Here is a 22,862-nt window from a genome sequence, read left to right as displayed (position 1 = left end):
GATTATACACCTAAAATCAGAAAAATTAACAAAACATCTGAAAAATCTTGAAATTGTGATAGTCTTGACAAAAACTGAATTTATGGAAGATAATGGAATAGGTCTGCTATCGGTAGCGAGTTGAGCAGAAATAAAAGGGGCATCTACAACACCGTGGTGCTGTCCGATGTCCCTTGTGACTGATTTTATCGTTGTCCGCCAACCTCAGGCTCCTATGTCCTGCATCGCTTTCGGGTTTTATCGCTGCCCGCCAGCCTCAAGCCCTTACGTCTTGCATCAGATCGGATTTTAGGTGTCAGCCACACCAGCGGAGTGACGTCCGCTCTCCTGTTTATAGTATATTCAATTGGTACTCAAATGGCAATGGCCTTTCGAAGTAATCAATCTTCCAGTCTGCCATGGTCGCAGCCAAGCGACAGATAACGCTCTATCTCTCCACCCAGCACAAGCTGGGCGTACTCCAAGGGCTTATTATACAGCAGCCAGTCCAGCTCTGCCCGCTGTGCGGGGGTGCTGCCGTACTCGTCCTCCACGGCGATGCAGTCGATGGCAAGAGTGGTGCCATCCTCGAACCGAGCTTCCACCCGGTTGGTGTCCATATTGAAGCGGCAGGAAAGCAGTTTGTTCATGGTGAACCTCATTTCTATATCAAACGGTGTCTGTTCGGATGTCCTAAACCCTGCCATAAAACCGGTGGTTGATTTGTCCATTGGGCTTTGTTTTGCCCGTCTGCACATTTTTGCACACTTTTTGCACACCTGAATAGCTGGATAACGGTTGCAAAGTATTACACTGTATGCAAACAATGCGGTGTGTGCAAAGGCGTGTTTTGCGATGATGCGATAAAAATAACGCTTCTTCGAACTTTTAAAATTTGACGAATGATGCACCTTGGATTCTTTTAATCAGAGGGCCAGGGATTCGAGTTCCCTCGAGCGCACCAAAATCCCACGAAGAATCGCAAGATTCCTCGTGGGATTTTCTTTTTATACGCCATTTGCACGGTCTCTGCACGGTTTTTGCACGGTCCGCATTTTTCGTGTCAGATGGAGTAAGTCCGTGAATTACTCTGCAATCCGTGCTATTTTTTGCAATTCAGGTCAGCAGAGCAAGGCGAAGCTGCGCTTTTACAGAGGGGTCTGCGTCCTTCAGAAGCTCCAACAGTGCCAACACGGAGATGGTCGGCTCTGCTTCAACCGGGGCAGCCTGCACAAGTGTTGCTCCCGGCTTGTAGAAGCCTTCCTCGAACTTTTTGCCCAGCTTTTTGCGGGAATCCTGCTGGATGTGTGCATAGGTGTTGACCAGAAGATTAGCGCTGGCATGGCCCGTTGTGCCCTGTACCGCTTTCACATCGCCGCCGGAGATCATCAGCTGGTAGGTGGCACTGGAATGCCGCAGGCCATGGAACACGATGCGGGTGAACTCCGGGTGTTCGTCCTGCCACTTGATGAACTTCTTGCGGATGAGGATCGGCTCTACCGCCAAACCGTTGGGCAGGCGCAGGAGCATCCCACTGTTGCGGTAGCGTTCCGGGTCAACAGCTTCGTCCATTTCCAGACGCTTTAGCCAGTGCTTCAATTCCTCTTTCAACACGGCTGTCATGAAAATGGTTCGGTTGGAAGATGCTGTTTTGGTCTTTTTGAGCACCAGCGTTGTGGTACTGCCCTCACGCTTATCTTCAAATTCTTGCAAGATGCAGTCCTTGCTCGTTTTTGCCAGCGATATCTTTTGGACACGCTGCATACACTTGTTGATGCGGAATGTGCCGGTGCCGTCCACTCCCTCAAAATCAAGATCTTCCGGGGTCAGACCAGCGACTTCGCCCTCACGCAGTGCGCCCACCAGTGCGAGGTGAACAGCCAGATGCAGAATCGGGTCCTCCATGCTGGCAAGTGCGGCCCACATCTCGTCCGCATCCCAGATGGCACGCTCTTGAATTGACTTTTTGGGGCTGTCCACCGGAACGGGGCTTTTGATGAGGATGCCCCACTCCACCGCATACTGGAACGCTGTCCGCAGCAGGCGGTGTACCTCGTGGATGGTCGTGCCGGAGAGAAACCGCTGCTGTTGTTTTTCCGAGAGTACCTGCTTTTTGCCCTCAAGATACTGGCCGCAGGGCGTTTTGCTGAGGGTAGAATACAGGTCTTCCAGATGGTAAGGCTTGAGCTTTTGCATCTGCATATCGCCGATATACGGAATAATGAGGTTCTGGACGGTTCCCAGATTGGATTGATAGGTGCAGGGTGCCCACTTGTGCTTGTTGCATTGCTTGGGAAGCCACTCCATCAAAAACTCTTTGACGGTGATGGTGGACGGAATCAGAAAGGTTCCGGCCGCCAGTTCATGCTCGATCTGTTTCTTTCGGTTCGTTGCCTCCTCTTTCGTGGAAAAACTTTCCCATTTGTTGCAGTTTTTACCCTGCTCGTCTTGGTAAGTATAGCGGACACCATAGGAGCTGCCGCGTTTCGTAATATATGCCATACGTTATCTCCTTTTTCAAGCTGCCCGGAGCCACGCATCGAAGCGGTCTTTCGGGATGCGGATGCTTCCGCCGACCCGCAGAACACGAAATTCGGTCGTGCTGTTGCACAGGTTGTAGGCAGAACGCAGGCTGATGGACAGCATCTGCGCGATCTCTTCCACCGTGTACACCAGTGTTGTGGCTTTCAGGCTGTCAGTCGGAGACTTGACGGCATTGGTTTGAGTGACCACTTCCATTGTATCGTTATTCGGAATGGTCTGCAAGATATTTTTCGTATAATACAAAGATTTCACAGTTTCGGTCATTGCTGTCCTCCTTTTGTCAGGTGCATATTCGTTTAGTGAACCAGCCGATCAACGATTTCATGGATTCCAACTTTTTCTGTGCGTTCTCTTTGCGAAGACTTGCCCCGATGCAGGAAATTGGAACGCACATTTCCAGAAGGCGGTCATAAATGCGGGCGTGAGCAGTATCCTGTGGATGCCGTATCTCGTTCAGCGGCAGGTTGGTGGTGACGATCAGCGGTTTTTGGCTGCGGTATCTGCTAGGGCTTAATTGAGCGTCCAGCAAAAACTTTGGAAATGGCAGATACCGGGGTAGCGGAGTACAAACGGTCAAATCATCAAACAAGCCAATCACCCTCCCTGTCTCTGCGATTCCAGCATTTTCAAGTGCTTCGAGCGGATAAATTCCAGATAGCGCTGCAGATTGTCAGAATACTTTTCAATTTGCTTCCAGTTTTCCTGGCCTGTCAGAAGATCTGGGTACTCACGAAACGTGAGTTCCCAATTCTCGATAAAGGCGTCATAAGCACCTTCAATCGCAGCGATGTGGATGGAATGATCCGCAGGTGCTTCAACAGATTTTTTCAGGGCTTTTTGATCACTTTCGGTCAGTGCCCTTTTGTGCCCTTGCATTTTTTGGAAATGCCGATCAGAAATCGACTTCCGTCATCATCAAAAGATTCGACCTTCACGGAAGGGCTTTTCGTAGAGGAAGCAAGCTGCTTATCTCGCTCACTTTTCGGCACGTCGTACCGTCGCAGACCCAACACCATGTTCTACGGCGATTCGTTCGCAAGTGCGTTTTTCTGAATCGATGTGATCATTTTGATCACATCGATTTACTTTATTGCAATTTCCGGGCTGCCCGCCCACTGCCAGCTTGGTTGATTCATACTCTTTGCCCAGAAGAAACTTCTTTCGTTCCGGGCTGAGATTTCTGCGGCCAAGCTGATTTTTGCAGATCCATGCAAGCGCTTCGTACTTGTTCGCAAGTTGGATTTCTTCCACTTCAAACTTGATAAAGCCGTGCTTTTTCAGGATGCGGTAGCGGGTGTGCCCGTCCAGAATGGTTTTGTTCCACACAATGATCGGGTCTGTGAGCTTTCCGTCTCGAATCATGTTCATTTTAAGCTGCTGGAGTTCATCAAAACTCAGCGGCAAAATTTGAGCGGAAAACTCGGGGTCTATTTTGAGACTGCTTAGTTTCAGCATATTGTTCGCCTCCTTTGACAACAGTGTACCGGTTTCTGCGGAAAAAGTTTATGGACTCGTAGTCCATGTTACCCACCCTCTTAGTCCATGTATTGTATACAATGAAGCAAAAATAAAAATCCGACCTGATTCTACGATGCTATAGTGTCATGTGGGTCAGATCAGGGAAACGGTGAAATTTGATAAGTCCAAAATGATGTTATTTTAAATTATGACAAATGAATTTGTAAAAAGCACTTGACATTGATAATCAAAGCAGAGTATACTTAGCCCAATGACAGAGTGAAATCCGCTCTGGCTTTCTTTTTCAAAAGCTTTTGTTCTTTATTGCACGTGACAACTGAGGTGTGAAATGAATCTTGGAGAAATTGCAGATATCCGTAGCGGACTTGTCCTTTCTCGAAAACAGGCAAGCTCCGACTCCCCGCAGGCGATACGATACCACCAGCTTAGTCTACGGGCGGTAAAAGCGGAAGGCGAGATTGATCCTGCTGAATTGGAGCCGTACTTTGCGAAAGAACCATTGTCCATGGACTATCTGACGCAGCCAAATGACATTGTAGTGCGCTTGACTGCCCCCTACACAGCAGTTTTGATTGACGACACCACACGCAACTTGGTGATCACGTCGAATTTTGTCGTAATTCGCATTCGGGGAACAGAGCTTATGCCGGGGTATCTTTATTGGTATCTGAACACGCCGAAGGCAAAAAGGCAGATCTATCAAAATACCACAAAAAGTATGATCAGCTCCGTAAACGCAAGGTATTTTTGCCGCTTGGAGCTTCAGCTGCCATCGCCGGAAATACAACGCCAGATGGAAGCGCTTCGCTTGCTGGCACAGCAGGAACTACGCCTTCTGCGTAAGTTGGAAGCTGAAAAGCGAAGCTGCTATGAGGCGATGCTGGAACAAATGAATTACGCACAGAGGAAAGGATAACGACTATGACGACAAAATCAGAAATCGAACGCGTTCTTTGGAACGCCTGCGACAGCTTTCGCGGTAAAATTGACAGTTCCCGTTATAAGGACTACATTCTTTCCATGCTGTTCGTAAAATATCTGAGCGACGTTTCGGAGGAAAAGCGAGAGCAATACCGGGAGCAATACGACGGTGATGAACGCCGTGTCGAGCGTGCCATGAGCCGTGAGCGTTTTAAGCTGGATGATACATCTACGTTTGGGTACCTTTATAAAAATCGCCATGATTCCGAAATCGGGCTGAAGATCAACACGGCACTGGCTTCTATTGAAGATCATAACAGCAGCAAGCTTCGGAACGTGTTTCGCTCCATCGATTTCAACTCCAATGTGGACTTTGGTACAGACATCAAGGCAAAAAATGCGACCCTCTGCAACCTGCTGGAAGACTTCCACGGACTTGACCTGCGTTCTTCTGCGCTGGACGGTTCTGACATTATCGGTGATGCCTACGAATATATGATCGGCAACTTTGCTTCGGACGCCGGCAAGAAGGGCGGAGAGTTCTTTACGCCGAGCAAGGTCTCCGAACTGGCAGCGGCATTGGTAGATCCGCAGGAAAATGACCGTATCTATGACCCGACCTGCGGCAGCGGTGGTCTCCTGCTCAAGGCATGCAAGCGCGTGCCGGACGGAAAAGTGGCAGTTTACGGTCAGGAATTAAACGCACAGACATGGGCTCTGTGCAAGATGAATATGTTCCTGCACGAGGTAGACGATGCCCGCATCTGGCAGGGCGATACCCTGAGCAATCCGCAGAACATCGAAAACGATAATCTAATGTTGTTCCAGTGCATTGTAGCAAACCCGCCATTCAGTTTGGACAAATGGGACAGCGGCTTCCTTTCCAATGCGGTTCTGGATGCCAAGGGAAAAAAGCCGGAAAAAATGAACGCTTCTCTGGATCCATGGGGGCGCTTTGATTGGGGCGTTCCACCATCTTCCAAGGGTGATTATGCTTTTGTTCTGCATATGCTCAACAGCCTTGACCACAGTCATGGCCGAATGGCTGTCGTGCTGCCCCACGGTGTACTGTTCCGTGGTGCGAGCGAGGGCAAAATTCGCCGCCAGATTGTTGAACACAACCTTCTGGATGCTGTGATCGGTCTGCCTGCCAACCTGTTTTATGGCACGGGTATTCCGGCCTGCATTCTGGTGTTCCGCAAGGATCGCATTAGCCGAGGTGTCGATAATGTTCTGTTCATCGACGCTTCCGCAGAGGGCAACTTCGAGAAAGGCAAGAACCAGAACCTTCTGCGAGACACGGACATCCAGAAAATTGTGGATGCCTACAAAAAGCGTGAAACCACGCCGAAGTACAGCTATCGTGCGACGCTGGATGAAATCCGGGAGAACGACTATAATCTGAACATTCCCCGCTATGTGGATACTTTTGAAGAGGAAGCTCCGGTGGATATTCAGGCGGTGAAGAAAAATATTGCGGATATCGAAGCTGAGCTGGCACAGGTACAGGAGCAGATGAAAAAGTATCTGGATGAGCTGGGGCTGTAATGGATACATTAATTTGAAAAAGGACAAAGTAAATGAAAAATTTCTTCAAAAATTACGATGCGAGCCATATTCATTTTTCGCAATCGGATGGAATTAAAGTGCGATCTATTAAGTGTGGATACTGTGAAAACACTGTTGCTCCAAATAGTGGATTTAACATGATTTATCGTGCGGATAATGCGCCGTCCAGCTATGGAACATGTTTGGCTACAATTTATGAATGTCCATTATGTGGCTGCCCCACAATCTTTTATACTGAAACCGAGGAAACTATTCCAGGAGAGCTTTGGGGAAGAACTATCAAGAATCTTCCGGATAGTATAGCGAAACTGTATGATGAATGCCGTACTTGTTATGCGAATCAATGTTATACAGCTTCGCAGATGATTGCGAGAACACTGCTGATGCATATTGCCGTGGAACAAGGGTCTGTTGAAGGACTTTCGTTTGCCAAGTATGTGAACTATTTGGAGGAACGCAACTTTATTCCACCAAACGGAAAAAAGTGGGTAGACTATATCCGAAAAACAGGTAATGTTGCCAATCATGAAATTGTCATAAAGGAAAAAGAAGAGACCAAAAGGGTTATAACATTTTTATCATCACTTTTAATGTTTATCTATGAGTTGCCGAATGAGCTTGAGGAATAAACGAATCGTAAATGATTCTACCAAATATGGAAGGCTGACAATCATGCAACAACCTATAGTACACACTTACTCGCTCGGTGAACTTTACACGGAACGAAAAGAAAAGGGCGACCCGTTGCTTCCAATTTTAACAGTATCCATTCATACAGGAGTTTCCGAAGGTGAACTGGATGAAGACAAGCTTGGAAAAAAGGTAAAACGAATCGCCGATAAAACTCAGTATAAGACTGCTCGCAAGGGGGATCTTGTTTTCAACATGATGCGTGCATGGCAAGGAGCCATTGGCGTTGTAAGGTCGGCTGGACTTGTAAGTCCAGCGTATATCGTGGCAAAACCTAATGAAAAAATATGGCCGGAGTACATGGACTACTGCATGAAAACGCCCCGAATGATCCATGCAATCCATCGACAGTCTTACGGTGTCACCGATTTTCGGCTTCGCTTGTATTGGGATTCGTTTACGCCCATCACTTGTCAGCTGCCGCCCCTTCCCGAACAGCAAAAAATCGCTACTATCCTCTCCACACAGGACAAAGTGATTGAGCTAAAAGAAAAGCTCCTTGCTCAAAAACAGCAGCAGAAAAAATATCTGATGCAGCAGTTGTTGACCGGGAAAAAGCGGCTGCCGGGATTTTGTGAGAAATGGACGAGAAAACAGCTCGGTGAGTTATTTGAAAATCGAGTTGAAATCAATCGAAGTGATCTTGGTCTCCTTGCAATAACAAGCACAAGAGGAATTTTGCCTAGGGACTGTCTTGATTTAAAAGACAATTCGAGTGAAGACAAATCAAAATATCTAAGAATTTGCCCAGGCGATATTGGTTACAATACCATGCGGATGTGGCAAGGCGTTTCTGCCTATTCGGAGTATGAAGGTATTGTAAGCCCGGCATATACCATTCTCGCACCGATGGAGGGTGTATATTCACGCTATTTTGCATATCTTTTTAAGACACAGTCTGTGATTTTTTCTTTTTACCGTTTTTCCCAAGGACTTGTAGATGATACAAGAAATTTGAAATATGAGAATTTTAAAAAGATCAGCGTGTCCATCCCTTCAAAGGTGGCTGAACAAAGAGCAATCGTTCAAATCTTAAGCACTGCCGACCACGAAATTGACCTGCTCCAAAAATCCATCGAGGCTGAAAAGCAGAAGAAAAAGGCGCTGATGCAGTTGCTGCTGACCGGGAAAGTGAGCGTGCGAATATGACATTAGAAGAAAAAACATACAAAGAACTATGCAAGCAAATTGTTGACCGAACAAATCGCCCCCTGACCGAAACACAAAAAGAAATTATAAAGGCAACAATTGATCAGGCAAGGAATCCGATTGAGTTGATGTCGTCCATAGAGGCGCTGTTAATTGTTTGGAGGTGCTAAAATGCAAGGAATTTTAGAATTTGTAAAGCAGCATTTTGATACGATTATCACAGTATCAATTACGATACTAGGTTTTATTGTGACTTATTTCATGAATAAAAAGAGTGTACAGGATGAATTGAAGAAAGACAAGGTGATGCACACTACCGAGCTTATGGAAACGCTTCCGTACGATGTGTGTCAATTTATGAATGAGTTGTTTCACAACAAAAGCAGAACTATCACGAAGCAATCTATAGATGTACATGAAAAAATATTATCTAAAATTATTGCTTATGGCAGTGTCGACGCCGTAAAACTAGCAATTGTTGTTCAGGAATGTGCGTATGAAAAAGAGCGCCAATCGTCACAGGCGGGAGTGGATGATGGAACGCGTCTAATGGCTGCATATGCGCTCCTAATTACGCAATTGAAATTTGATCTGACATCAGAAGTGATTCCTGCAACTTCGTGGTTTCGAATCAAAATCAAAGATTATGAAAAAATACGAATTAAAACTGAAGCTGCAATTAACGCACTTGTTGATGAATTGGGATTGAATAGCAAATTTAAAATCTGAAGGAGGTCACCATGAACCTCGATAAATCCATTTACTCCGAAGCTAACATCAGCAAAAAGCCTGCGCTGGAACTGCTGCAGGCCATGGGGTATACATATCTCTCCCCGGAAGAATGCCGTCAGCAGCGCGGAAGTGGCTACCGGGTGCTGTTGCGGGATGTGCTGCGCGGTCAGCTGCGGAAACTGAACCGCTATACCTACGGCGGTGTGGAAAATGAATTTTCTGCAGTCAACATTGAGCACGCCATGGATGATCTGGAAATACCGCTGACGGACGGTCTTGTGCGCACCAGTGAGAAAATCTATGATGCGCTTATGCTGGGCAAAAGCTATCCCGAAACTGTAGGCGAAGGAAGGCTGCTGAACTTCAACTTGAAGTACATTGACTGGGAGGATCCGACGCAGAACCTTTACCATGTCACGGAAGAATTTGCGGTGGAAAGCACCGATGGACAGCATGATGCCCGCCCGGACATCGTGCTGTTTGTCAATGGAATTCCGTTTGCGGTGATTGAATGCAAGGCTCCGGATATCCCGGTGGAACAGGCCATTGAGCAAACCTGCCGTAACCAGCAGCCTCACTATATCCCCCAGCTTTATGCGTTTGCGCAGATCGTAATGGCGACCAATAAAAACGAGGTACGCTATGCAACAACGGGAACACCGAAAAAGTTTTGGAGCATCTGGAAAGAGCAAGATGCAGATTTCCTGAACCGGGAAATGGCTCGACTGACCCCGGTTCGGACACCAACGGTGCAGGATAAAGATATTGTTTCTCTGTTTACACCGGTCCGTTTGTTGGAACTAACAAAGTATTTCGTGCTGTTTGACTACAATGTGAAAAAGATCTGCCGATATCAGCAATATTTTGCGGTAAAGGAAATTCTGCACACAGTCAAACAGCGTGATGAAAAAGGAAATCGGCGCGGCGGTGTGATCTGGCATACACAGGGCAGCGGAAAAAGTCTGACCATGGTGATGGTGGCGAAATATTTGCTGCTGGAGCTGCAGGCAGACCATCCACGTGTAGTGATCGTCACCGACCGAAAAGAGCTGGATAAGCAAATCACGGCGACATTCGCGCACACGCGGCTTCGCCCTGCGCGTGCTACCAACGGGCGGCATCTGCTGGGATTGGTTACGGATGAGCGGGTGGACATCGTCACCAGCATCATCAACAAATTCAGCACTGCCGAGCGGCTGGACGGTTGCAACAAATCTCGGGACATCTTTGTTCTTGTGGACGAAAGCCACCGCTCCAATTACGGCAAAATGTCACATAAAATGCGGACGGTTTTTCCAAACGCCTGCTATATCGGTTTTACAGGAACGCCCTTGATGAAGAGCGAGAAGAACACCTTGAAAAAGTTTGGCGGACTGATTCACAAGTATACGATTCAGGACGGTGTAGCCGATGGTGCAATTGTTCCACTGATCTATGAAGGCCGCTTTGTGGAGCAGAAAGTTGACGAAAAGAACATCGACCTATGGTTTCAGCAAACAACAAAACGCCTGACGGAATCACAGCGGGATGATCTCGCCCGGAAATGGAGCAGCATCCGACGGCTGACCTCTACGGATGCACGCATCAAACGGATCGCTTTGGACATCAACGAGGACTTTTGCCGAACCTATAAAAATACAGGCTTCAAGGGAATGGTCGCCACCAATTACAAGCGGGATGCCGTTCGGTATCTGGAATACTTTGAGCAATTTGGCGATCTGAACTGCGCTGTCGTAATCTCGGCTCCGGATCTGCGCGAAAGTGTGGATGATGCAGATGAAGGAGCAGACGACAAGGTAGTTGCCTACTGGAATCGGATGATGCAGCGCTATGGCAGTGCCGATGATTATGAAGAAGCAATCAAGGCACAGTATCATGCCGGAGAACTGGATCTTGTGATCGTGTGCAGTAAATGGCTTACCGGCTTTGATGAGCCGCTCTGCCAAGTGCTTTACTTGGACAAAGAACTTAAGGAGCACGGTTTGCTTCAGGCCATTGCCCGCACAAACCGCCTGTGCGAGGGAAAAAGCTATGGAATGATCGTGGATTACCGGGGCCTGATCAAAAAATTGGATGAGGCAATGGAGCTTTACAGTGGTGCCGGGCTGGAAAACTTTGATGGGCATGATCTGAAAGGCGTTGTGGTGGACGTGCTCTCTGCGATTGGAACGGTACGCAGCGATTATTCTGCACTGATGGAGTTGCTTTCGGCTGTTCCCGGTCTGACACTTGCCGGAACCGATGCAGAGGCGGTGGAGGTTTTCTTAGCGGATAGTTCGAAGCGGGAAGAGTTTTACAAACGGCTGTGTAACTTTGGTCGCTCCTTGAATCTTGTTCTGAATTCTGAAAAAACCTATGAGGCGCTGGCAGTGGAAGAGCGGGAAAAATATATCAAAGCATTCGGCTTTTTCTCTGCGGTACGGCGTAGCGTGAAACCTCGTTATGGGGATTCAATTGACAATCGGGAATACGAACCACTGATGCAAAACCTGCTGGACGTACACCTTTCAGTAGAGGGTCTGAAGCGAATCACCGAGCCGGTAGACATTCTGGACAGAGATGCGTTTGAAAAGGAATTAAACGAGTTAGGCTCACTGCGTGCCAAAGCTGATGCGATTCGCACACGGCTCGCCAAGAGTATCAATACGAAGTATCAGGAGAACCCAGCATACTATGAAAATTTTTCCAAGCGCATCAAGGAAGCGCTTGAGCTGTATAAAGCCCGGACGATAACGGAGGCAGAATATCTGGCCAAGATGCGGGATATTCTGGAGGATTACCGCACGGGAAAAAGCGCTATCGCATACCCGGATCGTATCCGAGCCAATGTCCATGCACAGGCGTTCTATGGTGTACTGACCGCGATTTTCTCCAATGAAAGATTGTCAGTGGAGCCTGATTTTGCCGCCGAGATGGCACTGGATATTACGACAATCATCGAAAAGCATAGCCAGGTGGACTGGACCCATAACCTGACGATTCATGATCGAATCTCACAGGATATTGATGATCTGTTTTACCGCTATCAAAAAGAAAAGGGCCTGGTACTTTCTTTTGATGTGATTGACATGATTATTGAAAATGTTAAAACAGTTGCGTTGCGGAGGTTTGCATGATACAGATTTGTGCGGTTGAGACTGAGCATGGTTGTATCTGCTATCAGCTAGAACGAAAGAACGTACGCAATATCAATCTTCGGATTCGGACAGATGCCTCTGTTTATGTTTCTGCTCCGAAAGATGTCTCGGAAAGCGTTGTTACGCAATTCGTGAAACGACACAGCCGTTACATTGCAGAGGCACAGCAGCATTTTCGAGAATTCCAACAGTATGCACCGCAGCCTCGACATTACATCAGTGGGGAAAGCTTTTCCGTTTTGGGACGCAGTCTGCGTCTGCGGGTAGAGCAAGGAAAAAAAGACGATATACGTTCCGATGGCGTTTATCTCTATCTTACCGTAAAAGACACAGAAGATCAGGAACAAAAAAAGCGTCTTGTTGACCGTTATCTGAATAAGATGTGTCGCGAAATATTTCAGCAGACGGTGGATCAGCTTTATCCGATATTTCGAAAATATGATGTGCCATTTCCACGAATCCATATTCGATCGATGGATACTCGCTGGGGATCTTGTCTTCCACAGAAAGCTATCATTACATTGAACCGGCACTTGCTCGAAATGCCCGTCAGTTGCATTGAATATGTAGTATTGCACGAATTTTGTCATTTTCTGTACCCAAACCACTCGAAGGATTTTTATGCGATACTGTCGACACTTATGCCAGATTGGCAGCAACGCAAAAAACTGTTAGACAAAAATGCACAGTTTGAATGGAGTCAAAAATATGAAACGTTTTGTGGTGGTGAGAGCTGAAGGGTATATGACCAGCAGACCCGCAAGCAGTGTCTTCGTATATACAAAGACCATTTTGCGTTGCAAAATACTTGTTGGGAAATCCCAAACCCTTCAAATCTGCACCGTCCCGGCGCAGGCTGCGCGATGGAATCGCTGAATAGCACAAAGGCATGTTGGAGTCCAGATGTGAAAAAACGGCAAAGCAGATAAAATCCCCTTTACAAATATTCTATTACGCTGTGATTGCGTTGGCGTTGACCTGCTTACAGCACTGACGATATCCGCTTCACCTTCAAGAACGGTCAAGAAATCAAGGTATAAAAGAACCGCCCCACCATCGGATTTACTCCGGTAGTAAGGCGGTTTTTCTGTGATATTATTCGGATTGCGTTGTTTTCAAAAATTCATCATAACTCTCCTGTAGTCTCTTATTTAAGTCACCATAGAAATATTGTTGAATCTCTTTTTTATGGGTAGGAACATATTCATCCACCCAATTTTCCAAACACGTTGTCACATTCACTAAAAGCTCATTCAGATGCATATGGTAGGACCCTTCATGCGGCTGAGCTTCCTTTAGATAATTACTCTCCATCATCGCTCTCCAAGTATCGACAAATGTATCCGAATTGTCCATTTTTTTAGCCGCCATATTGATTGCCTTTATTTGGTCCTGTGCAATTCTGTACTGTCCCAATTCATAGCACATTTGATGGAATTCTAAAGGTACTTCATAAAACAAATTGCTTTCTAAAACATTAGACCAAAACCCAACTAAATCTCTTTTTATATCTTCCGGTAAATCTTCTATTAGCCTTCTGACCGATTTTTCAGATAAACCTGTTGCTTCACAGAATCTAATAACATCTGGATTTTCACTTTTAATTGAAGATAAGCCAAACAGGTAATCTGCTGAACATCCAAAAAAATCACAATACGCTTTGACATATCTACCCTGCAATTTATCTGTACCTTCTAAATTTAAGTGTTCCTGTATTCTGCGTGTCATACTTCCTATTATAGATATCTCGTCTTCAGATGCACTGTCTACAGGGACTATCTCCTCGGCATATAAAGCCTGCGCTAATTCTCTTGCCGTTGAAAGGTTTCGCTCCTCCATCAATTTCCACAGTCTGTTATAGAAAATCTTTTCATCATCATGATTTATAGATTTGAATGCCATTATATCACCTCGCCAAAGACATATTTATCTTTTTTGTGTTTACAAACGATTGAAACAGACGATTTTAAAGATTGATTCATCCGTCATCTAGTAGTATGATATAGCTACACCAAGGAACTGTCAATCCCAGACAAACATATATTTAGGAGGTTATCTATGAACAAACAAAATACTATGCAGCCACTCGGCGAAACGAAATCTCTTCAGAACATAGTCATCGATGAAGTCTGTCAAAAAATTTCTGATGCAGTAATCGATGCCGAAGCCACATCAGAAGAGAAATATATAACAAAACAAAAATTAATTGTGTCGGCCGATGACATGAACACCCAAGAACAGCTGGATGCTATGGACAGAAATTACGACCGCAGAAATCAGGAGCGTTGGCAAAACGTACTCTATTTTGCCGTAGTATCTTTTAGTGTAGTTGGAATAGCAATTGGTAGCCCTATTGCAATCAAAAACGTCCACAGACTTCTCTCAGCCGCATAAGTTGAACTGAAAAAAGCCCGGAGTTTTCTACATTGTATGAATTTGATGTTGAAAATTCGATGCTTCGTCCTATTGACGGTTTTGTACAGAGCAGCTATAATATAATCGATATTATCATAATTCAAATTATATTAAGCAAGAGGTGAACGGTATGGACTTCATCGGCAGAACATCCGAACTGGCAACGCTGAATGCGGAGCTAGAGCACGGCAGCGGCTTTGTGGTGATTTACGGCAGGCGGCGTGTTGGAAAAACGACGCTGATCAAAGAGTTTATCAAAGATAAACGCGCGTTCTACTTTTTGGCAACCACAGAAAGTGAAGCCCAGAGCATGAAGCGGTTTGCCGGAGTGCTTTCCCGTACCACGAAGAACCCCATGCTCAGCAAAGTCACATTCACCGACTGGCTGGATTTATTCCAAGTGGTAGCAGACGACCACCCGGACGAGAAAAAGGTGCTTGTCATTGATGAATTTCCGTATCTGGTCAAAACGAACCCGGATTTTCCGTCCATCCTGCAAAACGCATGGGATGAAGTGCTGAAAGACCACAATGTGATGCTGATCCTCTGCGGTTCCCTGATCAGCATGATGAAAAAGCACGCTCTAGCCTACGACAGCCCGCTCTATGGCCGCAGAACGGCGCAGATTCGGCTGATGCCGCTGCAATTCATGGACGTGTATGCGGCGCAAAACCTGTCGTTTGAGCAGGCGGTGGAGCAGTATGCCATTACAGGCGGTGTACCGAAATATATGGAGTTTTTCCAGACGGACGAGCCGCTGGTGGAGCAGATTCGGCGTGTGGTACTGTCGAAAAATGGCTTTTTGTATGAAGAACCTGATTTCCTGCTCAACGAGGAAGTGCAGACGCCCATCAACTATTTCTCCGTGCTAAAAGCGATTTCGGACGGCAACCACAAGCTGAGCAAGATCGGCATGACGATGGAACAGGACACTTCGGCTATTACGCCGTACCTTAAAACACTGATCGACCTTGGTTTTGTTATCAAGAACGTTCCCATCACCGAAAAGAATCCAGAGCGTTCCCGGAAGAGTCTGTACTATGTTTCGGACAACTTCATCCGCTTCTGGTTCCGCTATGTGTACCCGTTCAAGGGAGAGTTGGAACTGGACAACCAACAGATCGTGCTGGACGAGATGGGCAAAGACTTTAAGCAAAAATTTGTGGCTTTCGCTTATGAGAGCATCTGCCGGAACATCTTTGCGGAGCTGTGCCGAAAGGGGCAGATCGATTTTGCACCCTCACGCATTGGTTCTTACTGGCGCAACGACAACGAGGGAGACACAGAGATCGATGTTGCAGCGGTGGACCATCAGCATAAGCGGCTGTTCCTCGGTGAGTGCAAGTACCATGCGAAACCTGTGGATGTGGCGGTCTACTCTGCTTTGCAGGAAAAGGGGCAGTCCAAAGAACTTACAGCGGCCTTTAAGGGCTACGAAATTGTGTACGGGCTGTTCTCCAAGAGCGGCTTTACAGATCGACTGGTGGAAATGGCAGCGGAGAATTCCAACCTGATTCTGATTCAGGAAGATGCAGTTTACAAGAAATAATATAATCTGGATTATCATAAGTTTAATTATATTATTGCGGGATTTTCTGTGCGCTATGTTTAGTGACCTTGGACTAAGATATAGCATCCTTTGGGCAAGGTTTAGCAACCATACCCCAAAAAAGTAGCAATCTCTGAAAAAGTTTGGCAGGTGTTCATATCTCATGGGGTACGGAAAGTGTGGAAAGTAATGCGGAAAGTGCGGAAACTTGCCATAGAAAAGTGGCAACCTCTACGCTAAAAGTGGCAACTTCATCTCAAAAAATGGCAAGCTCCATGCTAAAAGTGGCAAGCGACATATACAAAACGCCATTATACAGAACTGCCCACTCCCCTGAGAATTCCTCAGACGAGTGGGCATTCTTCTTTCCGTGTATCAAATTTACCTTTGTGGTCACTCAAATCGCCACCAAGTCATGGATCAAAAATCATCATTTTTTATTTGTCCCAGAGTAAGTGCACTGTTTTTGCACACTTTTTACACACCGGCGAGAAAGCCGTGTTTTTCCTTGCATTGTCTGCCTTACTGGAGTTTTCACTCTCCAGAACGGCCCGGTGGGCGGGCATTCTTTTGCTCCTTGGCGGTGCGCTGCACGGCGGCACTATAAAAGGCCGCCTGCAGCACTCGTCTTGGATTCGGTCTTATTTACACCACTTGGCAAATTCTTCATCCGTGCACTTGACGTAGTGGCTGCCCTCCACATGGTGGCTGGTACCCTTGGAATAGTCGATGCCGGAAGTGGCATAGTCATAAGTCTCAGCCACGCGGCGCTTTTCGACCACCGGGTTCGGCAGCGGAATGGCCGACAGCAGGCTCCGGGTGTAGGGGTGGATGGGGTGCTCGAAAATCTCCTCGGTGGTGCCGGTCTCCAGCAGATGCCCCAGATGCAGCACACCAATGCGGTCGGAGATGTACTTGACCATGGACAGGTCGTGGGCGATGAACAGATAAGCCGTGCCGGTCTCCTGCTGGATATCCTTCATCAGGTTGACTACCTGTGCCTGAATGGATACATCCAGCGCCGAGATGCACTCGTCCGCGATGATGAGCTTGGGGTTCATGATGAGGGCGCGGGCAATGCCCACGCGTTGACGCTGACCGCCGGAGAACTGGTGGGGGTAGCGCTCGGCGTGTTCCGGGGCAAGGCCGACCTTGGCAAGGATCTTTTCCACCTTTTCGCGGCGCTCTGCCTGCGTTTTGCACAGATGATGGATATCCAGACCCTCGCCGATGATGTCCTCCACCTTTTTGCGGGGGTTCAGGGATGCCATGGGGTCCTGAAAGATCATCTGCATCTGGGTGCGCAGGGTATTGTTCTGTGCATAGGTCAGACGGCCGCTGATATCCTGCCCGTCAAAGGTGATCTTGCCCGCAGTGGGGTCGTACAGGCGGATGATGCTGCGGCCGATGGTGGATTTGCCCGAGCCGGACTCGCCCACCAGACCGTAGGTCTCGCCGGGGTAGATCTCAAAACTGACATCGTCCACCGCCTTGACCGTGAAATTCTTATTGACGCGGAAATACTGCTTTAGCCCTTCGACCTTCAGCAGCGGGGTCGTGCTCTGTGCTGCCATTTATTCCGCCTCCTCGATCTTTTTTGCTTCTGCTTTCATGCGGGCAATGCGCTCCTTGAGCTCCGGCGGCATCTCCACCTTGGGGGCACGGGGGTCCAGCAGCCATGTTGCCGCATAGTGGGTATCGCTGATCTTGAACATGGGCGGGTCGATCTCGTCGTCGATGTTCAGCGCAAAGCGGTTGCGGGGTGCAAAGGCATCGCCGGGCTTCTCGTGCAGCAGGTTCGGCGGCGAGCCGGGAATGGTATACAGACGGTCGTCGGCGGTGTCAAGGTCGGGCATGGCCGACAGCAGGCCCCATGTATAGGGGTGCTTGGGGTCGTAGAAGATCTCGTCGATGGTGCCGGTCTCCACGATCTTGCCGGCGTACATCACGTCCACATAGTCTGCCACCTTTGCCACAACGCCAAGGTCGTGGGTGATGTAGATGACCGAGATGCCGCGCTCCTTTTGAATGCGGCGGATCAGCTCCAGAATTTTGGCCTGAATGGTCACATCCAGCGCGGTGGTGGGCTCGTCGCAGATGAGCAGGTCGGGGTCGCAGGAGAGCGCAATGGCAATGACCACGCGCTGGCGCATACCGCCGGACAGCTGGTGCGGGTAGTTTTTCATCCGCTTTTCGGCATCGGTGATGCCCACCTCTTCCAGCAGTTCCAGCGCCTTTTTGTAGGCTTCCGCCTTGGGCATTTTGAAGTGCCAGAGCATGCCCTCCATGATCTGCTTGCCGATGGTCATGGTGGGGTCAAGGCTGGTCATGGGGTCCTGAAACACCATAGCGATGCGCTTGCCGTTGATGTGGCGGCGGATCCACTTTTTGTCCTTTTGCAGCAGGTCTACGCTCTCCGGGCTGCCGTCGGCGTGGTGGTAGCTGAACCGGATGCTGCCGCTGTTCACGGTGGCATTCTTGGCCAGAATGCCCATGGCGGCTTTCATGGTGACGGACTTGCCGGAACCGGACTCGCCCACCAGCGCGACCGTCTCGCCCTTGTACAGGTCGATGTTCACACCGCGGATGGCGTGCACCGGGCCTGCGGTGGTCTTAAAGGTGATATCAAGGTCTCGCACCGACAAGACCTGTTCTTTTTTTGCTTCAGGCATGGGGTGTTCCTCCTTACATACTCTTCATCTTGGGGTCCAGCGCCTCGCGCAGACCATCCGCCTCGAGGTTGAAGCTGAGCATCAGCAGGCTCATGACCACAATGGGCGGGATGATCTGATAGGGGTGGGTGGTGAAGCTGTTGTACAGCTCGCTGATCAGAGAGCCCAGCGAACACTGCGGCACCGGGATGCCCAGACCCACAAAGGAGAGGAACGCCTCGGTGAAGATAGCGGTCGGGATGCTGAACATGACCTGCGTGATGATGGGTCCGATGATGTTGGGCAGCACTTCCTTGAAGATGATGAAGAAGCTGCCGGCGCCCAGCGTGCGGGAGGCCAGAACGAACTCCTGATCCTTCAGCTTGAGCATCTCCGCGCGGGCGATGCGGCTCATGCCCACCCATTCGGTCAGCATCAGGGCAAAGATGATGGTCACCATGCCGGGCTGCAATACCAGCAGCAGCAGCGTGACGATGACCAGCCGGGGGATGCCGTTGGCTACCTCCAGAAAGCGCTGCATCACCATATCCACTCTGCCGCCGAAGTAGCCCGAGATCAGGCCGTAGCTCATGCCGATGACCATATCAATGATGGCCGCCGCCACCGCGATGATCAGGGAGACCCGGGCGCCTTCCCATGTACGGGTCCAGATGTCGCGGCCGTACAGATCGCTGCCGAACCAGTAGTAGACGTCCAGCTTGTCTTTTTCCTGATAGGCGTTGGTCACCTTGGTTCCGGTGGTGGTGCTCATCTTCTCGCTGCCGTCCAGAATGCCGAACTGCTCAATGCCCGGCACGCGGGGCGCAAAGTTTTTCTGGCTCAGATCCTGCCCGGAGTAGGTGTAGCTGTTCATGCCCGGGCCCAAAACGGCCAGCAGTACGATGATCACAATGAGGACAAGCCCCAGCACGGCACTCTTCTTATTGAAAAAGCGGATGAGCGCTTCCTTCCAGAAGTTCTGCGCCGCAAAGTTGGTATCCACGCTGATCTCGTCCTCGTTGTGCTTGAGGGCAAAATCCTTTTCCGCAAAGGTATGCTCCGTGTACATTGCGTCCACGGCGCTGACAATGGCATCGGCGGTGGATTCGCCGCCCAGCCGGATCGCTTTTTCTGCCATTTAGTCGTCCCCCTTTGCCAAACGAATGCGCGGGTCGATGATGCCGTACAGCAGGTCAACGACCAGCATGATGCCAATGTACATGGCACTGTAAATAAAGCTCAGACCAATGACCACGTTGTAATCGTTGGACTGGATGGCTGTCACCAGCAGGCTGCCCACGCCGGGGATGGCAAAGATCTTTTCCACCACCAGCGAGCCGGTCATCAAATCCACGATCAGCGGTGCCAGCACCGTGATGATGGGGATCAGGGCGTTGCGCAGCGCGTGGCGGAAGATCAGCGCCGGGCCGGAAATGCCCTTACTCTCGGCCAGCAGCATATAATCCGAATCCAGTACCTCGATCATCTCACTGCGGGTAAAGCGGGCAATGGACGCCATGGTGAACATGGAAAGCGAGATACTGGGCAGCACGCTGGAGCCAAAAATGTCCTTGGCGGAAAACAGCATGGGGAACCAGCGGAACTTAAAGCCGAAGGTGTAGCTCAGCGCCAGCGCGAACACATAGGATGGCACCGATACGCCGATGACCGAGATGATGGTGGCGATGGAGTCCACCACGGTATCCCGCTTCAAAGCGGCAAGAATGCCCAGCACCAGACCTGCGATGGCACCCAGCGTGACCGCCATGCCGCCCACCTGAATGGAGATGGGCAGACGGGACTGGATGAGCTGGGAGATGGGCGTATTTTTGGAGATATTGTAGCTGACACCCAGATCGCCCCGGAGCATATTGCCCACATAGCGGAAGAACTGGATATAGATGGGCTGGTCAAGGCCGTACTTTGCATACAGGGCTGCCCGCATATCGGGCGTCAGCTTTTCATCATTGAAGGGCGAACCGGGCATCAGCTGCATCAGGATGAACAGCACCAGCAGAATTGCCAGCAGCGTGAACAGCGAGGTCAGGATTCGCTTGAGCGTATATTTTTTCACGTCGGGTGGACCCCCTTTTTCCTTCCGGGATCTCGCGGTCAGTCGTTTGTCTGCCGCGGACAGGCACAATGCCAAAAAGGCGCACAGTGGCTTTTTGCGGGCCACTGTGCGGCCTTGTTCAGTGTGCTTTCAGTTTTACTCGCTCTTAGCGGCGTTCTTGTACACGCGGTTCAGTGCCACGGGGTGGAACGCTACACCGGTAACGGCAGAGGAGACCATCTCGGCATTGCACTGACCGTACAGGGGGAAGATGACCGCCTGCTCCAGAACGATCTGCTCTGCCTCGTACAGGGCAGCCCAGCGGCCCTCGGGGTCGGTGCACAGGTCGCCGGTGGTGCACTCGTCAATGATGGCATCGTAGTCGGCATCGCTCCACAGACCGTAGTTGTTGGAGTTGCCGGTCACCCCCATGCCCAGATAGGTCATGGGGTCGGCGTAGTCGGGGCCCCAGCGGGTCAGGCCGATCTCAAAGTTGCCGTCCTGCATATCCTGCACGCGCTGCTTCTTGGGTTCCACGGTCAGGTTCAGGGTAAAGCCTGCCAACGTGGTCTCCAGCTGCTCCTTGACGACCTGTGCCACCTTCTGGGGTGCATCGTCGGCATCCACCACCATGTTGAAGGTGAAGGAGTCCTTGCCCAGCTCGCTCTTGGCCTGCTCGTAGTACTCCTTGGCCTTGTCGGCATCATAAGCGCAGAACTCTGCAAACTTGGTCTGGTCGGCGCTGAAATCGCTGCCATCGGGGCCGGTAGCAAACTGCGGCGGAACGACGGTGTAGCAGGGTGCAGAGCCGTCCTTCAGCACGTCTCCGGTAATGGCGTCACGATCCAGTGCAAAGGTGATGGCCTTGCGTAGGTTCTCGTTGGCCAGCTCCGGCACACTGCCGATGTTGGGGCTGATGTACCACAGGTAACCGGCACCCACGCTGGTAAACTCGGGGTCATCCTTGACCTGATCCACCTGCTCGCCGTTCAGCAGAGTCATGTCCAGAGCACCGGTCTGGTAGCTCATCAGTGCCTGCTGGCTGTCCTTGATGACCTGATAGGCCAGACCGTCCAGAGCGATCTTGCCGGCATCGTAGTAATCGGGGTTCTTTTCCAGCGTAAAGGCGGTTGCGGCAGGCTGGTAGTCGGTCAGCTTGAACGCACCGTTGGACAGCACCGTGTCGGGGCTGGTGCTGAAGGTGTCCTTGCAGGTGTTGTAGAACGCCTCGTTGACCGGATAGAAGGTGGGGAAGTACATCAGGCTCAGGAAATAGCTGACGGGAACGTTCAGCTGGACTTCCAGCGTCTTGTCGTCCACGGCAGTCACGCCCAGATCGGTGACGGACTTCTCGCCTGCAATGATCTCGGCAGCGTTGACCACCTGACCGATATCCGACAGCATATAGGAATACTCGGAAGCGGTGGCGGGGTCCACGGCGCGCTGCCAGCCGAACACGAAGTCGGCAGCGGTAACGGCTTCGCCGTTGGACCACTTGGCATCCCGCAGGTGGAAGGTGTAGGTCTTGCCGTCCTCACTGATGTCGTAGGTCTCTGCAATGGCGGGAACTGCTGCGCCGTCTGCATCCATCTGCATCAGACCGTCGGTGTAGTCTGCGATGACCTCAAAGGAGGTGCCGTCGGTGGCTACCTGCGGGTCCAGCGACTGGACCTCGGTCTCCAGCATGATATTCAGGGTGCCGCGCTGTGCGTTCATTTCTGCGGTTTGTCTAACGTAACGCCCAAAAAATCCCATGATTTTTGTACAATTTCAGTCCATGAGCATATTTCACTTTTAAACAAATATACTTGAACAATCGTGTTATTTCTTTTTTATCTCTTGCTTTTGAACAGTTCTATTTGTTTTATAAATCCAGTCGCACATTTTTCTTTTCGATATAAAATGCAGACAAAGCGCAGGCTTTCATTTCGCAGTTGTTCTTGTGCGGAGGACAGTTATGGGGACAAAAAGAAGCCGCCGCACAGTGTTTTGTG

At 49.5% G+C, this 22,862-nt stretch carries 21 protein-coding genes and 1 pseudogene; 10 read left to right on the top strand and 12 right to left on the bottom strand.

Annotation, left to right across the window (positions count from 1 at the left end; all coding sequences use genetic code 11):
- Positions 1 to 380: 380 nt before the first annotated feature.
- The 6 genes and pseudogenes from C7J97_RS00985 to C7J97_RS00955 form a co-directional block, all read right to left on the bottom strand.
- A complete protein-coding gene (locus tag C7J97_RS00985; RefSeq protein ID WP_097780442.1) occupies positions 381 to 629 on the bottom strand; it encodes a DUF6061 family protein in 249 nt (82 codons plus the stop codon).
- A 466-nt stretch (positions 630 to 1,095) separates the two neighbouring features.
- Entirely contained in the window at positions 1,096 to 2,481 is a 1,386-nt protein-coding gene (locus tag C7J97_RS00975) for a site-specific integrase (RefSeq protein ID WP_113991775.1), read from the bottom strand.
- 15 nt (positions 2,482 to 2,496) lie between these two features.
- Entirely contained in the window at positions 2,497 to 2,787 is a 291-nt protein-coding gene (locus C7J97_RS00970) for a helix-turn-helix domain-containing protein (protein WP_113991774.1), read from the bottom strand.
- Between the two features lie 16 nt (positions 2,788 to 2,803).
- A pseudogene (locus tag C7J97_RS00965) lies at positions 2,804 to 3,028 on the bottom strand (ATP-binding protein); the annotation flags it as partial.
- An 89-nt stretch (positions 3,029 to 3,117) separates the two neighbouring features.
- Positions 3,118 to 3,399, bottom strand: a complete 282-nt coding sequence (locus C7J97_RS00960) for a hypothetical protein (protein WP_113991773.1) — start codon at positions 3,397 to 3,399, stop codon at positions 3,118 to 3,120.
- 99 nt (positions 3,400 to 3,498) lie between these two features.
- Positions 3,499 to 3,978 carry a ParB N-terminal domain-containing protein gene (locus tag C7J97_RS00955; RefSeq protein ID WP_113991772.1) on the bottom strand — a complete coding sequence of 160 codons (480 nt, stop codon included), beginning with the start codon at positions 3,976 to 3,978 and terminating at the stop codon, positions 3,499 to 3,501.
- A gap of 352 nt (positions 3,979 to 4,330) precedes the next feature.
- Between C7J97_RS00955 and C7J97_RS00950 the strand changes: the two genes are divergently transcribed.
- Genes C7J97_RS00950 through C7J97_RS00920 form a run of 8 tightly spaced genes read left to right on the top strand, consistent with a single transcriptional unit; the run spans position 4,331 to position 12,937 of the window.
- Complete coding sequence (locus C7J97_RS00950) at positions 4,331 to 4,918, top strand: restriction endonuclease subunit S domain-containing protein (RefSeq protein WP_113991771.1); 588 nt, start codon at positions 4,331 to 4,333, stop codon at positions 4,916 to 4,918.
- A 5-nt stretch (positions 4,919 to 4,923) separates the two neighbouring features.
- Positions 4,924 to 6,471: a type I restriction-modification system subunit M gene (locus C7J97_RS00945; RefSeq protein WP_181823386.1), complete on the top strand. Its 1,548-nt coding sequence runs from the start codon at positions 4,924 to 4,926 to the stop codon at positions 6,469 to 6,471.
- Between the two features lie 32 nt (positions 6,472 to 6,503).
- Positions 6,504 to 7,121, top strand: a complete 618-nt coding sequence (locus C7J97_RS00940; RefSeq protein WP_113991769.1) for a DUF4145 domain-containing protein — start codon at positions 6,504 to 6,506, stop codon at positions 7,119 to 7,121.
- 43 nt (positions 7,122 to 7,164) lie between these two features.
- Positions 7,165 to 8,331 carry a restriction endonuclease subunit S gene (locus C7J97_RS00935; RefSeq protein ID WP_170126611.1) on the top strand — a complete coding sequence of 389 codons (1,167 nt, stop codon included), beginning with the start codon at positions 7,165 to 7,167 and terminating at the stop codon, positions 8,329 to 8,331.
- Positions 8,328 to 8,501, top strand: coding sequence for a hypothetical protein (locus C7J97_RS15150; protein ID WP_207657553.1), 174 nt, complete (start codon positions 8,328 to 8,330; stop codon positions 8,499 to 8,501). The genes C7J97_RS00935 and C7J97_RS15150 overlap by 4 nt, the downstream gene beginning before the upstream one ends.
- 1 nt (position 8,502) lies before the next feature.
- On the top strand, positions 8,503 to 9,060 hold the full coding sequence (locus tag C7J97_RS00930; RefSeq protein WP_113991767.1) for a hypothetical protein: 558 nt from the start codon (positions 8,503 to 8,505) through the stop codon (positions 9,058 to 9,060).
- 11 nt (positions 9,061 to 9,071) lie between these two features.
- On the top strand, positions 9,072 to 12,179 hold the full coding sequence (locus C7J97_RS00925; protein WP_113991766.1) for a type I restriction endonuclease subunit R: 3,108 nt from the start codon (positions 9,072 to 9,074) through the stop codon (positions 12,177 to 12,179).
- Positions 12,176 to 12,937 carry a M48 family metallopeptidase gene (locus tag C7J97_RS00920; RefSeq protein WP_113991765.1) on the top strand — a complete coding sequence of 254 codons (762 nt, stop codon included), beginning with the start codon at positions 12,176 to 12,178 and terminating at the stop codon, positions 12,935 to 12,937. The genes C7J97_RS00925 and C7J97_RS00920 overlap by 4 nt, the downstream gene beginning before the upstream one ends.
- Before the next feature lie 358 nt (positions 12,938 to 13,295).
- Here the strand turns inward: C7J97_RS00920 and C7J97_RS00915 are convergent, their stop codons facing one another.
- Complete coding sequence (locus C7J97_RS00915; protein WP_113991764.1) at positions 13,296 to 14,102, bottom strand: hypothetical protein; 807 nt, start codon at positions 14,100 to 14,102, stop codon at positions 13,296 to 13,298.
- A gap of 156 nt (positions 14,103 to 14,258) precedes the next feature.
- Between C7J97_RS00915 and C7J97_RS00910 the strand changes: the two genes are divergently transcribed.
- Both C7J97_RS00910 and C7J97_RS00905 read left to right on the top strand, forming a co-directional pair.
- The gene (locus tag C7J97_RS00910; RefSeq protein ID WP_112091683.1) at positions 14,259 to 14,594 is read left to right on the top strand and encodes a hypothetical protein; all 336 of its coding nucleotides are present in this window, start codon (positions 14,259 to 14,261) and stop codon (positions 14,592 to 14,594) included.
- A 151-nt stretch (positions 14,595 to 14,745) separates the two neighbouring features.
- Complete coding sequence (locus tag C7J97_RS00905; protein ID WP_113991763.1) at positions 14,746 to 16,164, top strand: ATP-binding protein; 1,419 nt, start codon at positions 14,746 to 14,748, stop codon at positions 16,162 to 16,164.
- Between the two features lie 641 nt (positions 16,165 to 16,805).
- Here C7J97_RS00905 and C7J97_RS00900 read toward each other — a convergent pair.
- From C7J97_RS00900 to C7J97_RS00880, 5 genes are all read right to left on the bottom strand, one after another.
- The gene (locus C7J97_RS00900; RefSeq protein WP_113991762.1) at positions 16,806 to 17,738 is read right to left on the bottom strand and encodes an ABC transporter ATP-binding protein; all 933 of its coding nucleotides are present in this window, start codon (positions 17,736 to 17,738) and stop codon (positions 16,806 to 16,808) included.
- On the bottom strand, positions 17,739 to 18,836 hold the full coding sequence (locus C7J97_RS00895; protein ID WP_097782842.1) for an ABC transporter ATP-binding protein: 1,098 nt from the start codon (positions 18,834 to 18,836) through the stop codon (positions 17,739 to 17,741).
- Between the two features lie 13 nt (positions 18,837 to 18,849).
- The gene (locus C7J97_RS00890) at positions 18,850 to 19,953 is read right to left on the bottom strand and encodes an ABC transporter permease (protein WP_113991761.1); all 1,104 of its coding nucleotides are present in this window, start codon (positions 19,951 to 19,953) and stop codon (positions 18,850 to 18,852) included.
- Positions 19,954 to 20,889: an ABC transporter permease gene (locus C7J97_RS00885; RefSeq protein WP_097782841.1), complete on the bottom strand. Its 936-nt coding sequence runs from the start codon at positions 20,887 to 20,889 to the stop codon at positions 19,954 to 19,956.
- A gap of 135 nt (positions 20,890 to 21,024) precedes the next feature.
- Entirely contained in the window at positions 21,025 to 22,584 is a 1,560-nt protein-coding gene (locus C7J97_RS00880) for a peptide ABC transporter substrate-binding protein (RefSeq protein ID WP_242983404.1), read from the bottom strand.
- Between the last annotated feature and the right edge of the window lie 278 nt (positions 22,585 to 22,862).

This window comes from Faecalibacterium prausnitzii (assembly GCF_003324185.1).
GTDB lineage: Bacteria > Bacillota > Clostridia > Oscillospirales > Ruminococcaceae > Faecalibacterium > Faecalibacterium prausnitzii.
Note: the sequence above shows the minus strand (reverse complement) of the source record. Positions and strands in the feature narration are given on the sequence as shown.

Bases quoted from the DNA above. Each gene is read 5' to 3' on its own strand.
- C7J97_RS00920 (WP_113991765.1), top strand. From the start codon at position 12,176: ATGATACAGATTTGTGCGGTTGAGACTGAGCATGGTTGTATCTGCTAT.
- C7J97_RS00975 (WP_113991775.1), bottom strand. From the start codon at position 2,481: ATGGCATATATTACGAAACGCGGCAGCTCCTATGGTGTCCGCTATACT.
- C7J97_RS00960 (WP_113991773.1), bottom strand. From the start codon at position 3,399: ATGCAAGGGCACAAAAGGGCACTGACCGAAAGTGATCAAAAAGCCCTG.
- C7J97_RS00985 (WP_097780442.1), bottom strand. From the start codon at position 629: ATGAACAAACTGCTTTCCTGCCGCTTCAATATGGACACCAACCGGGTG.
- C7J97_RS00905 (WP_113991763.1), top strand. From the start codon at position 14,746: ATGGACTTCATCGGCAGAACATCCGAACTGGCAACGCTGAATGCGGAG.
- C7J97_RS00970 (WP_113991774.1), bottom strand. From the start codon at position 2,787: ATGACCGAAACTGTGAAATCTTTGTATTATACGAAAAATATCTTGCAG.
- C7J97_RS00915 (WP_113991764.1), bottom strand. From the start codon at position 14,102: ATGGCATTCAAATCTATAAATCATGATGATGAAAAGATTTTCTATAAC.
- C7J97_RS00900 (WP_113991762.1), bottom strand. From the start codon at position 17,738: ATGGCAGCACAGAGCACGACCCCGCTGCTGAAGGTCGAAGGGCTAAAG.
- C7J97_RS00925 (WP_113991766.1), top strand. From the start codon at position 9,072: ATGAACCTCGATAAATCCATTTACTCCGAAGCTAACATCAGCAAAAAG.
- C7J97_RS00880 (WP_242983404.1), bottom strand. From the start codon at position 22,584: ATGAACGCACAGCGCGGCACCCTGAATATCATGCTGGAGACCGAGGTC.
- C7J97_RS00890 (WP_113991761.1), bottom strand. From the start codon at position 19,953: ATGGCAGAAAAAGCGATCCGGCTGGGCGGCGAATCCACCGCCGATGCC.
- C7J97_RS00955 (WP_113991772.1), bottom strand. From the start codon at position 3,978: ATGCTGAAACTAAGCAGTCTCAAAATAGACCCCGAGTTTTCCGCTCAA.
- C7J97_RS00895 (WP_097782842.1), bottom strand. From the start codon at position 18,836: ATGCCTGAAGCAAAAAAAGAACAGGTCTTGTCGGTGCGAGACCTTGAT.
- C7J97_RS00935 (WP_170126611.1), top strand. From the start codon at position 7,165: ATGCAACAACCTATAGTACACACTTACTCGCTCGGTGAACTTTACACG.
- C7J97_RS00910 (WP_112091683.1), top strand. From the start codon at position 14,259: ATGAACAAACAAAATACTATGCAGCCACTCGGCGAAACGAAATCTCTT.
- C7J97_RS15150 (WP_207657553.1), top strand. From the start codon at position 8,328: ATGACATTAGAAGAAAAAACATACAAAGAACTATGCAAGCAAATTGTT.
- C7J97_RS00940 (WP_113991769.1), top strand. From the start codon at position 6,504: ATGAAAAATTTCTTCAAAAATTACGATGCGAGCCATATTCATTTTTCG.
- C7J97_RS00945 (WP_181823386.1), top strand. From the start codon at position 4,924: ATGACGACAAAATCAGAAATCGAACGCGTTCTTTGGAACGCCTGCGAC.
- C7J97_RS00950 (WP_113991771.1), top strand. From the start codon at position 4,331: ATGAATCTTGGAGAAATTGCAGATATCCGTAGCGGACTTGTCCTTTCT.
- C7J97_RS00930 (WP_113991767.1), top strand. From the start codon at position 8,503: ATGCAAGGAATTTTAGAATTTGTAAAGCAGCATTTTGATACGATTATC.